The organism is Burkholderia sp. PAMC 28687, assembly GCF_001577465.1.
Classification (GTDB): Bacteria; Pseudomonadota; Gammaproteobacteria; order Burkholderiales; family Burkholderiaceae; genus Caballeronia.
Window position 1 is genome coordinate 225,141 of record NZ_CP014507.1, and the last position, 14,280, is coordinate 239,420.

Here is a 14,280-nt window from a genome sequence, read left to right on the forward strand (position 1 = left end):
CGCGCTGGAGGAGTTGCCTACCCTGACGTGTGAGGAGGAGCGATTGCAGCCTGGGTGGATTGATCCGCTATCTTTGGTCGATGCTTAGCGAACTAGGTGCCACGGAAAACCGTTTCATCTATAGCCACAGGTGGTATCACGTGATCCGACCTCTTTGTGTGCTGACTTCTTAGCAGCTACCTGCTTAACAGCTTGCGGGAGAGTTATCTCGCCGTGAGCTACTTTCTTCGATAACTCAGGATCAGCATACGGCGGAGAGGGGTGGCAACGTTGCCACCCCTCTTAGTACAACTTAACTCCCGCCAGCTTGTACCTAGCCATAGCCTCGACTTTAAATTAAGGACAATTGAACGATAAAAAGAGTACCTGTCATCCTGTATTGACTCAGGAAAGACTCAAGGAAGTATTGTATTACAGTGTGGTTAGCGGAAAGTTCTATTGGCGGAATGCCAGACGAGGGGCGTTTGTTAATGGCATTGCGGGGGATTTTAATAAGGGGTACGTCGGTATAGCGATTGACCAAAAGCGGTATCTCGCACACCGACTAGCATTCCTTTATCTAGAGGGTGCTTTCCCGCTGAATCATGTAGACCACGCAGACCGTAGACGAAGTAACAACGGGTGGATAAATCTCAGGCACGCTACGCCCACTGAGAACATGTACAACGTTGGTATCCCAACAAGAAACACAACCGGGTACAAGGGCGTTTCGTTCGACCGGAAAAGACTTAAGTTCAGCGCCACAGTTAGCGGAAAGAGTGCAGGCAGGTTCGCGGTTTTGAGTGACGCCGTTACTGCCGTCAAAGCACTGCGGGAAAATTTGCACGGGGAGTTCGCTAATCACGGAACAGACGACGCCCTCACAGAGTTACCAATCTCCACTCCCAGAATCAAACGGGTTAGCTCGTGGGTGCGGAATGGTAGGACGCCACCAACCACGCCCAGAACTTTGTTCGGACAGTAGACGATTTTCCTATACCACAAAGCCTGTCCACGGGGTACTTTAGGTCATAGATAAGTGATTGATTTATAATGATATTATCGGGAAATGGTATTTCCCCATCGCCCGATGCCGGGCAAAGATTGCAGGCGCGTATTGTAATGGACTGCGTCATCCTAAATAAGTACGCGGGGCGTGATTGCAACAGTGTACGACGCTCGAAAGCAATGTCATTCATCGTGCTGTGAAATTGACTGTTTTAAAGTGGCTCCTATTCGACAGTCGTGAATAGGAGGATACCTAAAAATACCCCGGTTCAATTGACATCGCTCATCTCGAAAAACAAACTGGGTTCACGTTTTTGAACAGTTTGTGCGATTGAACACCGGACAGCGCACGAGCAGACCCTCAGTGTCCGGCAGGAGCAGCAAAATGAAATCGAAGTCCAGTAAATCCATCAAGATCGCCATGATCGCGGCGGCATCCTCCGTCCTGATGACGAGCGCGTAGCGTCTATCGACGGCACCACGAACGTACGCATTGGCGGCAAGGTGCAATCGGTGGATACGGCCACACACAGCGTTACCGTGATAAACGCTCAGGGCGTCACGGAATCGTTCCAGGTCGGCCCCAACATCCCTAACCTCGACAAGCTCAAGGCAGGCACCGCAGTGTATGGCACGACAGCGCGACCGGTTCGTCTTACCGTGCTCGAATCTTCCAGACTTGCCGCAGTGCCCACGCAAGATGGCAGGGAGACTGTCGCCCAGGTAACGAGCGTGGATAGCCAGCGCGGCTCAGTGACACTCCGTGACACGCAAGGCGCCGAGTTGACCGTGCAGGCCAACTCGCCGGGAGCGGTTGCGGCGGTCGTGCCGGGTACGCGCGTTCTCGTCAATGCAGTGAATCCCGCTGCGCCGGCAAGTGGCCAGGTCCCCCGCTGAGCAGTCGGATTCGTCCGATAGCTCTACGCGTGTCAGGTCTTCATCATGCATGCTTCGTTGGTGATCCAGATCCCCGCTGGATGACGAATGGTGAGTGGGCCGGTTCCATACCGACTCGCTTAGCTTCCTCGGAAGCGCGGCGGCGCAGCAGTCAAGGTACCTCTGAGATCCAAGCGTAGTCGCAAAGAAAAATCCACCCGGCGGGAGCCGGGTGGATTTTTTTTTGCTCGCAATCTTTGAAAAGGGCACGTGCACGGAATCGCATTTCAATAAGGATTGCATAATAATTTTGATAGCAGGATTACTTCCCGAACGCAATTGACAAGCGCCCAACGCGGAAGACTGCGTGCTTTCGTTCCTGATCGTGCGCTCAAACTGAATTGTGCAAAGAAGCATTCGCGTCATTTCCATCATCGCAAATGCTGATTTGCATCTTACGTTTGTGCTACACGGAGGCATAAAGAGTTGGTTAATATACGTTCGCGTATCAGTTACCCGCACATAAAGATTACAAGGCTTACGAAGACCGATGCGCGGATAACCGGCACGTAACGAAACATGCAGGTCCAGCACGACAAACGCGGAAGACGCCGCCGGCGCTGCCGCACAAAAAAACCGCTTTTCGTGGAGAATCTCGATATGTACCGAATCCGCATGGCTGCATTGGCTCTCGTCGTATCAGTGGCAACTGCTGGAATGACCGCCCCGGTCGCAATGGCGCAAACCACCGATACCGCCGCTTCCACCCCGAAGCAAGTGCAAAAGGCGCAACGCAAGGCCGATCGGAAAGCAGCGCGCACCAAGAAAAATGCGGAACTGAAGGATCTGGAGAAGAACGGCTACAACCCGGCCGGCGACCAGACCAACTATCCGCAAAACATCCAGAACGCAGAGAAGAAGTCTGCGGCTGCAAAGGCTGCATCGGCCCCTTGAGCGGCGTTCAAGGTCTGTTCGATTGAAAAATAACCCGCTTCTTGCGGGTTTTTTTTTAACGCACAGGAAGTTGGCAGCAACGCCCAGTACGATGCGTCGGCAGGCTTTTTGGTGAACCGGTAGAATCGGATGCCGTTTTGCATCGGCCAATTCTCGGTCGATGCGCATGTCGGACATCGCGACGATTGCTCCGCGCTCTACGCCGGCCAGAAGCCGGCCTCACTTTCTACCAGGCGGCCTATGCGACGTTCCGCATTTTTCATCCGCATAATCGGCATCGGGATTCTGTTTCACGTGTATATCGGCGTGCGCCTCATTCCCGCGGCGCCCGTGGGGACCGCGCTCAAGATACTCGCGGTACTTGCGCTGGTGGTGTCGGTGATGTTGATTCCGCTCGGCATGATCGCGCGCAACATCGGGCAGCAGCCGCTTTCCGATCGCCTGGCGTGGATCGGGCTGCTGATAATGGGTTTCTTCTCTTCGCTGCTCGTGCTGACGTTTCTTCGGGACATCGTGCTGCTGGTATTGCACCTGGCGAGCAGCAGTGAAAATGCTGTAAACCCCTGGCCGGAATTCAGGGCATGGAGCGCCCTCGGCGTTCCGGTGGTGGCCGTGCTGGTGACAGTGTTCGGCATCTACAGCGCGCGCCGCCGGGCGGCAGTCAAGAACGTGGACGTGCCCATCGATAACCTGCCTGCAGCGCTCAATGGCTTCACCATTGTCCAGATCAGCGACATCCACGTCGGGCCGACCATCAAGCGCCAGTACGTGGAAAAGATCGTGGCCGCCGTCAATGCGCTGAAGCCCGACCTGATTGCCGTGACTGGCGACGTGGTCGACGGTTCCGTGCCGCATCTTGCTGCCCACACACGCCCGTTGTCCGAATTAAAGGCGCGCCACGGCGCGTTTCTGGTGACTGGAAATCACGAGTATTACGCGGGCGCCGACAAATGGATCGCTGAATTCCGCCGGCTTGGGCTCACTGTCTTGCTCAACGAACATGTGGTGGTCGACCACGATGGCGCGCGCGCGATCGTGGCCGGGGTGACCGACTACGGCGCAGGCAGCTTCGATCCCGCGCACAAGAGCGATCCGGCCAAGGCGATGCTCGGTGCGCCCGCCGACATCATGTTCCGCCTGCTCCTCGCGCATCAGCCACGCAGCGCGCCGGCGGCATCGAAGGCAGGTTTTACACTGCAGTTGTCGGGTCACACCCACGGAGGCCAGTTCCTGCCGTGGAATTTCTTCGTACGGCTGCAGCAGCCGTTTGTGGCGGGCCTCGAAAAGCTCAATGACCTATGGGTGTACACAAGCCGCGGAACCGGCTACTGGGGACCGCCTATCCGGATTGCCGCACCGTCCGAAATCACGCGCCTGCGCCTTTTGAGCGGCACGCGTCCCGCCTGAGACATCCGTCGCTTAACGACGCCCGGCTACGGAAAGGATTAACGACTCTACGTCGATAACCTTTCCTATTATTTTAATTATCGAATTGATTCAGTTATCAAAATACAAGACATAATCTCCGGTTAATCTGTAATTGACGCGGATCAATGGACAGTGACGCAAGCGCCGCGGTATAAATATCGTTAGCGCTTTAGTGCGTTTGCGCTTCTGATTCGAAATTAAAATGATTTGGAGCGCGATTAACTATTTCATCGTCCGGAGAAATGCATGAACGCAAAATGTGTATCGGCTCCGGTTGTTTGGACACACTTTTGCAGTTCAGGCGGCCAATTTCATCAGCCTTTCCTGACGGGCTTCGAGGGGTGATTTGAAGCCCAGCTTTTCAAGACGCCAGTCGCGGTTGTATCGATCCTTGAACGCGACAGCGGCGGCACGAACTTCCTCCAGGTTTTTGAAGATACGTCCATGAACAGCCTGCTCCTTCATGGTTCGGTTGAACCTCTCGGCCACGCCGTTGGTCTGCGGCTCGGCGACGAAGGCGTAGCTCGGCGCGATGCCCCAGAATTTGATCTGGTCGCGAAAGTTGTCCGAGGTGTACTGCGAACCATGATCCATGCGCAGCGACAGCCCGCGACCCGCGTCGGCACCCACGGAGCCAAACTCGCCCAGCAGCCCCTGGGAGATCGGCTCGAGGGCGGCGAAACGGTCACCAATTTTCGCGGCATGAATGCCGGTGCACATGCCGTCGCAGTGGTCGACGGCGCAGAAGATCCACACCATGCCGTCGTCCACGGTCGCGATGCGCACGCCGTCGGTACCCCACATTTCATTGGGGCGATCAGTTGTAATCCGGCCGTCGTGAAGGATGGGTTCGCCTCGCGCTTGACGATGCGGCGAGAGCAGACTGTGCTCCCGCATCAGCCGCAACACGCGGGTCCGGGAGACACGGATGTCATGCAGGATGCGCAGCCGTGCCCAGACCTTGCGATGCCCCTCGCCCTTGAAGGGCGAAGCCGCCAGATCGTCACGGATGGCCTTGAGCAGGTCAGCATCGGGCATCTTCGGCTTCGGCCCACGCCTGCGCACAACCATCGGCGTCACGCCGGCGCTCGCTCTGGCACGTACGGCGTAGATCGTCGAGCGCGGGAAGTCGAGCACCTGGCAAACCCGTTGCAATCCAAAGGGCTTGCCGACGCTCACGGAGATCTCGTGGCTCATGTCGATGATCTCCGAGCGCTCAAAGGGCGACGGGCCTGCCGCTCGCGTTCCTTGTTCAAAATCTCGATTGTCATCGTGAGCTCGCCGACGCGCCGGACGGCCTCGTTGAGTCGGGCTTCCAACGGATCGCTGGTGCGTGCCTTCAGACCTGCCTCCATGCCCGCCAGAGCCTGTTCACGCCAGCATTCAAGCTCAGCGATCGTCACGCCAACTTCGCGCGACACGGCATCGACTGGTTCGCCGCGCAGCAATCGGAGCACCACGCCACGTTTGCGCCCGGTCGACCAGCGTTTGACTTCGGGGGCGCCAGAGGCGCTTCCAGTCGCGCTACGCGCGCCTTCCAGCGACTCTGGCGCAACTGCATTCGCATCAGCTTTCTTCAACATGAACTACTCCAGTTTGGAACACACGTTTTACCCCAAATCTGTGTCCAAAAAAACCGGAGGCGCCGCAATGAACGCAAAATGGATTTTGGCTGCATCGCTGGCTGGCTGCTTGGCGACCGTAAATGTCAGCGCGCAAACCGATGATCAGCTTTCCACCGACGCCATTAAAACCGCGCTGGCCTCGGAGCCGCGCCATCTCCAGGCGCAGATCGTGGGGATCGATATCGGTTCCCGAACCCTTTCTCTCAAAGGATCCAAGGGACATGTCGTCCCAGTGGCGGTCAGTCCCCAGGTTACCAACTTCGATTCGCTCAAAATTGGTGATCGCGTTGATGTACTGATCAAGGAAGCCCTGTTGCTGAGAGCGGTCAAATCAACAGTTGCGGATGCTGGTCTGAGAAAGCGCGTCGATACGACGGCATTCGCCTCTGCGTCCGACGCATCGGGTTTCGGCGCGGCAAAGGAAATCGAGATTATTGCGACTGTGCAAAGTATTGATCAAAAGAAGAAAACGATTACGCTACGCGGACCGTGGCATACCGAAACGTTTGGTATCCCGCCGGAATTGGCCGCAAAAAAACTTAAAGCCGGAGATACCGTTCACGTGGTTTATATCTCTGCCACAGCGGTTGAAGTGACCCCGGTTTCGAAGTAAATACTAAATCCTGATCAGAACCGCGCCGGCCGTGACGAGGGCGCAAGCCACGACGCGCCGTGCGGTCAGCTTTTCGCTCAGGAACATCCAGCCGATCAGCACCGCAAAAATGGAACTGAGCTCGCGCAACGCGGAGACCATCGCGATCGGCAGGTAGCGAAACGCGATGACCACAATCCCGTACGCCACCATTGCAATTGCGCCGCCCACCATGCCCTGCATTGAACGGCGCGGGTCGCTCAGAAATAGTCGGCGCGGACCGCCGTATCGGTACAGCGCGAACACCGCGAACGGCACGTTGAAGAGCAGATACACCCATGCAATGTACGCAAAGCTGTTTCCCGCGACACGCACGCCAAGGCCATCAACGATCGTATAAGCCGAGATGAACGCGCCTGTCAGAAGCGCGGCCGGCACGCTTGCGGCGGCGAAACGGCGCTTGCGGAATGCGAGCGAGATGATGCCTGCCGATACCAGCGTCACCCCTGCCAGCGCCAGCGGCCGAAGATGTTCCCCCGCGAACACGAACGCGCCGGCGAAAACGAGCAGGGGCGAAAGCCCGCGTGCGATCGGATAGATCTGTCCGAAGTCCCCGGCTTTATAGGCTTTTGCGAGCGCCACGCAATAACCGAACTGCAATACTGCCGAAGCGCCGATGTACGGCCAGCTCTCACGCGCCGGTGCCGGCACGAGCAGCAGCGCAACAGCGGAACACACGATGTAGGGGAACGACATCATCCCGAACTGCCAGACGCGGTCCGCGCTGGAATGGAGGAATGCGTTCCAGGTTGCATGCAGCAGCGCGGAAAACAGGACGAGCAAGACGATGAAAGGCTGCATCAGAAGGTGCGGGGACGGGATGCGCGAACTCGGTTCGTGGCGATGTAAGGCGTTGATTGGCGAAAAGTGGCGGTCGGAAGCGCCTCATTATGACAGAGAACGGGCCGGGGCGACACGTGCCTCTCCTGGCGCATTTCATACGGCACAAGCCTTGAGTGCGTCAAAAGCCGCCAGGAAATTCCGCATATCGATCCCCGACTCCTGCTGCTCGATGATCGCGCCGCCGGCCTGACGGCGCCCAACCTCAAGGAGCTCGTGGCGAACGTCGAGGCGCGAGCTGAAGATCGCGCCATGCATCAATTCTCAGGCGGCCGTGGCCGGCGTCCCGCACAACCACGCCACGTCGACCCTTAAAAGCCTGGAAAGACGCCGGCATTGTCCGCTGCCCGGCAGCGTGATCCCGGCCCGCCAGAAGTGGACCTCGTGCTCCTTCACGCCCATATACGATGCAACCAGCCGGGTCGTGAACCGTGCCCGCTTGATCGTCATATCCAGTTTCGTTGAAAACAATTTTCGGAAACGGTCCGAATGCGTGTTTCTGTCCAGATGGACTTCCAGTTCGTTTGCGCGTCGCATGTTGCTTAACCTCGCTAACAGGTCCGACATGACTATCGTGTTTCGGCTTCCGGCACATCGGCATGACTGTTGCCGCGAATGTAGTGCTCCAGTTGATGTATCGTGAACTGTTGCTCCGCGATCAAGTTTTTCACCAGATCGCCGATCGACACCATCCCGATCAGCAATCCTCCATCGATAACCGGAAGATGGCGTATGCGGTTGTCCGTCATGAGCGTCATGCAATGCTCGGTCGTCTGGTTGAGACGAACATAACGAACCGCCCTCGACATCACGTCACCGACCGGCGTAACCCTGGACGAGCGGTCGAGCAACACGATCTTGCGCGCGTAGTCGCGCTCCGTGAAGATGCCGGTGATCTGGTCGCCAGACGTCACCACCAACGCGCCAATCTGCTTGTGGGCCATCAGCTTGATGGCGTCGAACACGCTCGCCGTGGCTTCTATTGTGTGAAACGACTGATCCGGTTTGGAACTCAGTAACTGCGCAACGGTTGTCATTCAGAACCTCGCTGATATCCGGCCGTTCAACGAAGGGCCGTGTTTGATTGATCGGAAAATCCGAAGCTTTGGGGCTTCAAGGCTTCAAGGTCAGCCGAAGTCGAACAGCTCGCCGAGCATCGACTTCTTCTTTTTGTATGGATGACGGCGCTCGCGATATTCGTCGTCGCGGCGATCATGGTCGTCGTAACGGATGCGCTCGTCCCGCCTGCGTTCAGTGCTGGCGTTCGTCAATATCGCAGCGGGCTGCGGCGCAGCGCTCTGCACGCGGCCTTCTTCCGCCGCACGGTCGATCAGTTTGTCGAGCTCCCCACGATCCAGCCATACGCCGCGACACGTCGGGCAATAGTCGATTTCGATGCCTTGCCGGTCAGTCATCAAAAGATCCGGGGTTTTGCACATGGGACATTTCATTCTCTTGGCTCCTTCGTTTTCGTCGCTACCGAAGCCCTAATGTATAGTAAGTAAGCATAATGTAATATACGTATTTTTAACATCGATCGTTCGGGAATATCGATGTATCGGGTGTCGCTTACAGGGCCAGGATGAACTTCAAGCACTTGTATTATTTTTGGGTCGCGGCGCACGCGGGTGGCATCGCCCGAGCGGGTGCGCAGTTGCACATCACGCCGCAAACGCTCAGCGGACAGATCAAACTGCTCGAGGAAACGCTCAACAAAAAGCTTTTCAAGAAAAGCGGCCGCAATCTGGAGCTGACTGATGCCGGCCGGCTCGCGCTCGATTACGCCGATGAGATCTTTTCCCTGGGTGCCGAACTCGAGAGCGCAGTCCGGCAGGAGAGGGAAGCAGCACGTACGCAACTGCGAGTGGGCGTGGCGGATTCGGTGCCGAAGACGGTCGCTTACCGGTTGCTCGAACCGGCCTTGAACTTGTCGACCTCGCTGAAACTGATCTGCAACGAAGGCAAACTGCATTCGCTGTTATCGCAGCTTGCGGTGCACAAACTCGATTTGATCATCGCCGACGCGCCGATTCCCCCTGATGTGAACGTAAAGGCCTTTAATCATTCGTTGGGCCGCTCCACGCTGAGCTGTTTTGCACCCAAGGCGCTGGTGACCCGCGGCGCGAGGTCATACCCGGCATCGCTCAGCGACATGCCCATGTTGCTGCCCGGAACGGAATCGGCCGTGCGCAGGAAGCTCGATCACTGGCTCAAGTCTCGCGGGATTACGCCGCGCATTGTCGGGGAATTCGATGACAGCGCGCTCACGCTCGCTTTCGGCCGCGAAGGCCGCGGTGTGCTGTTCGCCCCCACGGTCCTGGCGGCGCAACTCAAACGCGAACATGGACTGGTGGCGATCGGACATATAGAGACGATCGTTGAGGAGTTCTTCGCGATTTCCATCGAAAGACGTATCAGCCATCCCGCGATTTCATCGATCATGAATGCGGCGCGGAGTACGTTGTTCAACGGCTGAAAACCCGTCCTCCTTCCATCGCGATGTAAGCGGTCAATTTCTTTCAAAGAAATAACAAAAATAACTTACATTACGTTTAGCTTTCGACTATAACGGTCATACGTGTTGCGGACTGCCATGTCGCGCACCACGCCTCAGCCCGTCAGGCATGCCTGCGGGCTTTTTTTTGGCCCTTGAAAAGTCGTCGAGAAAATGTGAGGCGTTCTTTCATATTCCCTTCAGTAATAACCCGATCTGGTGAAAACCCTGTCGTTTCTTTCACTTGACTTACTTGATATATCACATATTGTGTATCCCATTGCTACCCCTCAAACGAGACGGCAATGAGGCAGACGTCAATTCGGCGTCCCGAATACAAGGCAGCAAATGCCAAGGAGACATTGATGGAAACGAATCGCCCAGTAGGAGAGTCGCGCCTGGCATCGCCATGGGTGCAGCTCGTGTTCGGCGTGATCTGCATGGCCATGATCGCGAACATGCAGTACGGCTGGACGCTGTTTGTCAATCCGATCGATGAAAAGCATCACTGGGGCCGCGCGGCCATCCAGGTCGCGTTCACGATTTTCGTCGTGACCGAAACATGGCTTGTTCCAATCGAAGGTTATCTCGTCGATAAATACGGCCCGCGTCCGGTAGTCGTCGTTGGCGGCTTGCTGTGTGCGGCTGCGTGGGTGCTCAATTCGATCTCGGCTTCCTTGCCAATGCTGTACTTCGCGGCCGCGGTCGGTGGCGTGGGCGCGGGCGCCGTGTACGGCACGTGCGTGGGCAACGCGCTCAAGTGGTTTCCGGATCGTCGAGGGCTGGCAGCGGGTATCACCGCGGCGGGTTTCGGCGCCGGGTCGGCTGCGACGGTCGTGCCTATTGCGCACATGATCAAGAACAGCGGCTATGAAGCGACCTTCCTGTGGTTCGGCCTGGGTCAGGGACTGGTCGTGTTCTTCCTCGGCATGGCGCTGTTCGCACCGCCGGCGAGCTTGCTGGCAAACGCCAAGAGCGCGTTGAAGACTGCCGTCTACAACGCCACCCCCAGGCAGGTAATGAGTTCGCCGATCTTCTGGGTGATGTACCTCATGTTCGTGATGATGGCGGCCGGCGGATTGATGGCGACTGCGCAACTGGGTCCGATCGCGAAGGACTTCGGCTTGCACGACTCGCCCGTTTCGATTCTCGGGCTGACCTTGCCTGCGCTCACATTCGCGCTGACCATCGACCGGGTGCTCAATGGTTTGACGCGGCCGTTCTTCGGATGGATTTCCGACAGGATCGGGCGAGAGAACACCATGTTCATGGCGTTCGCCATCGAAGCAGTCGGAATCCTGGCGTTGTCGAAGTACGGGCAAAGTCCCGTTGCCTTTGTGATACTGACCGGGATCGTGTTCTTCGCGTGGGGTGAGATCTACAGCTTGTTCCCGGCCACTTGCGGCGACACCTTCGGTCCGAAGTTTGCCGCGACCAATGCCGGTCTGCTTTATACGGCGAAGGGAACGGCCGCGTTGCTGGTGCCGTTCAGCAGCGTGATCACGGCGGCCACGGGAAGCTGGCACGCGGTGTTCATGCTGGCGTCCGGCATGGCGGCGCTGTCTGCGCTATTGGCTCTGTTCGTGCTCAAGCCGATGCGGCAGGCGCACAAGCAGAAGCATGCAGCGGCGCCGATGGACATGCCGTTTGCGTCGGTGGTGAAGGAGTGATGCAGCGTTGAGTTGCTCAATGCCCGATGGCCGGCCATATAGCCGGCCATCGGTCGTTTCAGGTCAAGCCTGTTTCCGGCCGACCAGATAAGACACGCCCTCGGGGCCATATCGTTCGCTGTGCGCTTCATTCGTCATGAGATGAAACACATCGCCGATCTGATAGCGCGTTTGTTTTCCCGCGACGTCCAGCGTCAGCTCACCTTCCAGGATCAGCGCCTTCGCCTCGAACGCGTGCGTATGATTTTCCAGAAAAGCGTCGGGTTCCCGTTCGACCAGCACGGTCGTCTGGAAACCCTCGCGCGCAAGCATTTCTATGAAATCGTCGCGTTCCATGATCGTTCCTTTGGGATTCGAGGCCACACCAGTCACTAATATAAGTTGAAACCGCGGGTTCTGCGGCCGATCGGGAATAAGCGTAAAATATGAGACTGTCCTCACATTTTCACGCGCATTGTCTTGCGCACGCTTTCAATTGGAGCCGTCATGTCTAGTCTCGATCTCAATCCTGAACGCACCGCGCTGATAGCCATCGATTTGCAGCACGGCATTCTGGCGCGTCCGCTCGGCCCGCATGCCGCCGCCGATGTCGTAGCAAACAGCGTGCAACTCGCCAACGCGGTGCGTGCGAAAGGCGGCCTGGTCGTCTGGGTTCGCGTCGACCTGACGGCGATCCTGCACCTTTCCGCCGATGCACCCACTGCGCCGCCGAAGGGTTCGCCGCCGCCGCCCGCGAGTGCGTCGGAATTAACGGCGGAACTTGGGATTCAGAGCGGGGATGTAGTCGTGACCAAGCGCCAGTGGGGCGCGTTTTATGGCACGGATCTGGAGCAGCAACTGCGCCGCAAGGGCATCCGGACAGTGATCATGAGCGGCATTGCCACGAATTTCGGCGTGGAATCGACGGCGCGCGGCGCATTCGATCGCGGCTACGAACTCGTGTTTGCGGAAGACGCGATGACGTCGCTGAGCGCCGATGCCCATGCGTTCGTAGTCGGGAACATCTTCCCGCGCATGGGGCGCGTGAGGGCGACTGCGGATGTGGTGAAGGCGCTGCAGGAAGGTTAAGACAGGAACGGTCCGATACACGTGTTGTGCCGGACCGTTCGGGATTTCAAACCTCCAGCCGCGAACCCTTCGCGGCTTCCATCTCCTGCGTCGATCCCTTCGCCGGCCGTCCGGCCCAATAGCCGGCCAGCAACGAACCGGACAAGTTGTGCCATACCGAAAACAATGCGCCCGGGAGCGCTGCTATCGGCGTGAAATACAGCTTGCCGAGCGTCGCTGCGAGTCCCGAGTTCTGCATCCCGACTTCGATTGCCAGCGTGCGGCACACGGCTTCATCGAAGCCGAGCAGGCGGCCGCCCCAATAGCCGCCAAGCAGGCCGATGCCGTTATGCAAAATCACCCCGAACATCACCAGCAGGCCCACAGACGCAATGCTCTTCTGTGTTCCCGCGACCACGGCGGAAATGATGAGCAGGATGGCGATCATCGAAATGATCGGCAACGCCGGTTCGACCGCGCGCACGAGCTTGTTGAAAAAGTGGTTGATGAACAACCCGGCGACGATCGGCAGCGCGACGATCTGGACGATGCTCATCAGCATGCCGTGGACATCGACTGCAATCGATGCATCCACGTACAGCCGCGTGAGCAAGGGCGTGGCGAACACGCCGACGAGCGTCGATAACGCACTGATGGTGACGGACAGTGCAACATCGCCGCGCGCCAGATAGATCATCACGTTGGACGCGGTGCCGCTCGCGACGCTTCCGACCAGGACCATGCCGGCCGTCAGGTCGGGCGGCATGCGCAACGCCTTGGCGATTCCCCACGCGGCGAGCGGCATCACCAGATAGTGCAGCCCGATTCCCGCAATCACCGGCGCCGGCCGCGTGAACACGCGCCGGAAGTCGGCGAAGGAGAGCGTGACGCCCATTGCGAACATGATGATGGTGAGCAGCGTGGTGACGTGGGGCGCGATGCCCGTGAACGAGGCTGGCGAGAAATAGGCGACGACCGAGATGAGTACGGCCCAGACGGGAAACATGCGGGTGACGCGTGAAAGCATGCTGATACGATCCTGGCTGATTTAAAGGGGGCGGGAAAACAGGCTGACCATGCCATCGATAAAAGCGGCCATGGGCGCACCGCACCACGAATCCTTATGAGATCCGCCGGCCGCGGACAAAACGCCGAACCGGATTGTAGCGGTTTGCCTTACAGCTCCCGCCCAGGTTACTTCAGCCGCGCCACGGTGCCCGCATCCGGTTCGCCGCCAAAATACGTATTGAGTGCGAGTTCGAACGGCGTCTTGTCCGTGGCGGCGTGGGCGAACAGGGTCATCGACGAATGGAATTTGAGGTCGTCCGGGTAGCCGAAAATCTGTTCCACCGAGCGTCCCTCGAGCGCGTTGACGATTTGCGTCAGCACCCGCAGGCGCTCTCCAAGCACAGGATGATCGAGGTATGCGCGTGCCTCGTCCACTGAAGATATGGCGTAGCGTCGCGCCATGTCACTATGTCCCAGCCCCTGGATTTGCGGAAACACGAACCACATCCAGTGCGTGCGTTTCTTGCCGGTTTCGAGTTCCGAAGTCACCGTTTCGAACAACGGATTCTGGGCATCGACAAAACGTTGCAGATTAAACGGGTCGCTCATTACCGCCTCCAGATCGTTGCCGGAAAATGCTGCAAGTGATGTTCCCGCCATGCCTGCAGAAAAGGCAATCCTGCCCGTTTGCGAACGATA

General features: G+C 57.9%; 18 protein-coding genes. 8 read left to right on the plus strand and 10 right to left on the minus strand.

Annotated features, from left to right (window positions below; translation table 11 throughout):
- The first annotated feature begins 418 nt into the window (after positions 1–418).
- The 4 genes from AX768_RS34530 to AX768_RS23830 all read left to right on the plus strand — a co-directional run bounded on the left by AX768_RS34530 (position 419) and on the right by AX768_RS23830 (position 4,224).
- Entirely contained in the window at positions 419–964 is a 546-nt protein-coding gene (locus tag AX768_RS34530; protein WP_442857280.1) for an HNH endonuclease, read from the plus strand.
- Between the two features lie 536 nt (positions 965–1,500).
- Positions 1,501–1,884: a hypothetical protein gene (locus AX768_RS23820; RefSeq protein ID WP_155524328.1), complete on the plus strand. Its 384-nt coding sequence runs from the start codon at positions 1,501–1,503 to the stop codon at positions 1,882–1,884.
- A 654-nt stretch (positions 1,885–2,538) separates the two neighbouring features.
- Entirely contained in the window at positions 2,539–2,817 is a 279-nt protein-coding gene (locus tag AX768_RS23825) for a DUF4148 domain-containing protein (protein ID WP_086381724.1), read from the plus strand.
- A gap of 240 nt (positions 2,818–3,057) precedes the next feature.
- Positions 3,058–4,224, plus strand: a complete 1,167-nt coding sequence (locus AX768_RS23830) for a metallophosphoesterase (protein ID WP_062003627.1) — start codon at positions 3,058–3,060, stop codon at positions 4,222–4,224.
- A gap of 318 nt (positions 4,225–4,542) precedes the next feature.
- Here the strand turns inward: AX768_RS23830 and AX768_RS23835 are convergent, their stop codons facing one another.
- Both AX768_RS23835 and AX768_RS23840 read right to left on the minus strand, forming a co-directional pair.
- Positions 4,543–5,442, minus strand: a complete 900-nt coding sequence (locus AX768_RS23835) for an IS3 family transposase (protein ID WP_061998991.1) — start codon at positions 5,440–5,442, stop codon at positions 4,543–4,545.
- The gene (locus AX768_RS23840) at positions 5,439–5,828 is read right to left on the minus strand and encodes a transposase (protein ID WP_061998992.1); all 390 of its coding nucleotides are present in this window, start codon (positions 5,826–5,828) and stop codon (positions 5,439–5,441) included. The genes AX768_RS23835 and AX768_RS23840 overlap by 4 nt, the downstream gene beginning before the upstream one ends.
- Before the next feature lie 67 nt (positions 5,829–5,895).
- Here AX768_RS23840 and AX768_RS23845 point away from each other — a divergent pair, with 67 nt between their 5' ends.
- Positions 5,896–6,483, plus strand: coding sequence for a DUF1344 domain-containing protein (locus AX768_RS23845; protein WP_062003628.1), 588 nt, complete (start codon positions 5,896–5,898; stop codon positions 6,481–6,483).
- Positions 6,484–6,486: 3 nt separating this feature from the next.
- On the opposite strand, the gene AX768_RS23850 is transcribed toward AX768_RS23845, so the two are convergent.
- From AX768_RS23850 to AX768_RS23865, 5 genes are all read right to left on the minus strand, one after another.
- A complete protein-coding gene (locus AX768_RS23850; protein ID WP_062002604.1) occupies positions 6,487–7,323 on the minus strand; it encodes a DMT family transporter in 837 nt (278 codons plus the stop codon).
- 135 nt (positions 7,324–7,458) lie between these two features.
- Complete coding sequence (locus AX768_RS32930; RefSeq protein ID WP_155524329.1) at positions 7,459–7,620, minus strand: hypothetical protein; 162 nt, start codon at positions 7,618–7,620, stop codon at positions 7,459–7,461.
- 6 nt (positions 7,621–7,626) lie between these two features.
- Positions 7,627–7,812, minus strand: a complete 186-nt coding sequence (locus AX768_RS32935) for a hypothetical protein (protein ID WP_083637982.1) — start codon at positions 7,810–7,812, stop codon at positions 7,627–7,629.
- A gap of 119 nt (positions 7,813–7,931) precedes the next feature.
- Entirely contained in the window at positions 7,932–8,399 is a 468-nt protein-coding gene (locus tag AX768_RS23860; RefSeq protein ID WP_062002606.1) for a CBS domain-containing protein, read from the minus strand.
- Between the two features lie 90 nt (positions 8,400–8,489).
- The gene (locus AX768_RS23865; RefSeq protein WP_062002607.1) at positions 8,490–8,813 is read right to left on the minus strand and encodes a TFIIB-type zinc ribbon-containing protein; all 324 of its coding nucleotides are present in this window, start codon (positions 8,811–8,813) and stop codon (positions 8,490–8,492) included.
- A 131-nt stretch (positions 8,814–8,944) separates the two neighbouring features.
- On the opposite strand from AX768_RS23865, the gene nhaR reads away from it, so the two are divergent.
- Complete coding sequence (gene nhaR / locus AX768_RS23870; RefSeq protein WP_062002608.1) at positions 8,945–9,838, plus strand: transcriptional activator NhaR; 894 nt, start codon at positions 8,945–8,947, stop codon at positions 9,836–9,838.
- Positions 9,839–10,221: 383 nt separating this feature from the next.
- Positions 10,222–11,526, plus strand: coding sequence for an oxalate/formate MFS antiporter (gene oxlT / locus AX768_RS23875; RefSeq protein WP_062003629.1), 1,305 nt, complete (start codon positions 10,222–10,224; stop codon positions 11,524–11,526).
- A gap of 63 nt (positions 11,527–11,589) precedes the next feature.
- On the opposite strand, the gene AX768_RS23880 is transcribed toward oxlT, so the two are convergent.
- Complete coding sequence (locus AX768_RS23880; RefSeq protein WP_062003630.1) at positions 11,590–11,862, minus strand: cupin domain-containing protein; 273 nt, start codon at positions 11,860–11,862, stop codon at positions 11,590–11,592.
- A gap of 150 nt (positions 11,863–12,012) precedes the next feature.
- Between AX768_RS23880 and AX768_RS23885 the strand changes: the two genes are divergently transcribed.
- Positions 12,013–12,594 (plus strand): hydrolase, encoded by a 582-nt coding sequence (locus tag AX768_RS23885; RefSeq protein ID WP_062002609.1) that lies wholly within the window; start codon positions 12,013–12,015, stop codon positions 12,592–12,594.
- A gap of 46 nt (positions 12,595–12,640) precedes the next feature.
- On the opposite strand, the gene panS is transcribed toward AX768_RS23885, so the two are convergent.
- Positions 12,641–13,600: a ketopantoate/pantoate/pantothenate transporter PanS gene (panS, locus tag AX768_RS23890; RefSeq protein ID WP_062002610.1), complete on the minus strand. Its 960-nt coding sequence runs from the start codon at positions 13,598–13,600 to the stop codon at positions 12,641–12,643.
- 167 nt (positions 13,601–13,767) lie between these two features.
- Complete coding sequence (locus AX768_RS23895; protein ID WP_062003631.1) at positions 13,768–14,190, minus strand: DUF1810 domain-containing protein; 423 nt, start codon at positions 14,188–14,190, stop codon at positions 13,768–13,770.
- Between the last annotated feature and the right edge of the window lie 90 nt (positions 14,191–14,280).

Bases quoted from the DNA above. Each gene is read 5' to 3' on its own strand.
- AX768_RS23885 (WP_062002609.1), top strand. From the start codon at position 12,013: ATGTCTAGTCTCGATCTCAATCCTGAACGCACCGCGCTGATAGCCATC.
- AX768_RS23845 (WP_062003628.1), top strand. From the start codon at position 5,896: ATGAACGCAAAATGGATTTTGGCTGCATCGCTGGCTGGCTGCTTGGCG.
- nhaR (WP_062002608.1), top strand. From the start codon at position 8,945: ATGAACTTCAAGCACTTGTATTATTTTTGGGTCGCGGCGCACGCGGGT.
- panS (WP_062002610.1), bottom strand. From the start codon at position 13,600: ATGCTTTCACGCGTCACCCGCATGTTTCCCGTCTGGGCCGTACTCATC.
- AX768_RS23895 (WP_062003631.1), bottom strand. From the start codon at position 14,190: ATGAGCGACCCGTTTAATCTGCAACGTTTTGTCGATGCCCAGAATCCG.
- AX768_RS23840 (WP_061998992.1), bottom strand. From the start codon at position 5,828: ATGTTGAAGAAAGCTGATGCGAATGCAGTTGCGCCAGAGTCGCTGGAA.
- AX768_RS32930 (WP_155524329.1), bottom strand. From the start codon at position 7,620: ATGCATGGCGCGATCTTCAGCTCGCGCCTCGACGTTCGCCACGAGCTC.
- AX768_RS23865 (WP_062002607.1), bottom strand. From the start codon at position 8,813: ATGAAATGTCCCATGTGCAAAACCCCGGATCTTTTGATGACTGACCGG.
- AX768_RS23835 (WP_061998991.1), bottom strand. From the start codon at position 5,442: ATGAGCCACGAGATCTCCGTGAGCGTCGGCAAGCCCTTTGGATTGCAA.
- AX768_RS23830 (WP_062003627.1), top strand. From the start codon at position 3,058: ATGCGACGTTCCGCATTTTTCATCCGCATAATCGGCATCGGGATTCTG.
- AX768_RS23860 (WP_062002606.1), bottom strand. From the start codon at position 8,399: ATGACAACCGTTGCGCAGTTACTGAGTTCCAAACCGGATCAGTCGTTT.
- AX768_RS32935 (WP_083637982.1), bottom strand. From the start codon at position 7,812: ATGACGATCAAGCGGGCACGGTTCACGACCCGGCTGGTTGCATCGTAT.
- oxlT (WP_062003629.1), top strand. From the start codon at position 10,222: ATGGAAACGAATCGCCCAGTAGGAGAGTCGCGCCTGGCATCGCCATGG.
- AX768_RS23850 (WP_062002604.1), bottom strand. From the start codon at position 7,323: ATGCAGCCTTTCATCGTCTTGCTCGTCCTGTTTTCCGCGCTGCTGCAT.
- AX768_RS23825 (WP_086381724.1), top strand. From the start codon at position 2,539: ATGGCTGCATTGGCTCTCGTCGTATCAGTGGCAACTGCTGGAATGACC.
- AX768_RS23880 (WP_062003630.1), bottom strand. From the start codon at position 11,862: ATGGAACGCGACGATTTCATAGAAATGCTTGCGCGCGAGGGTTTCCAG.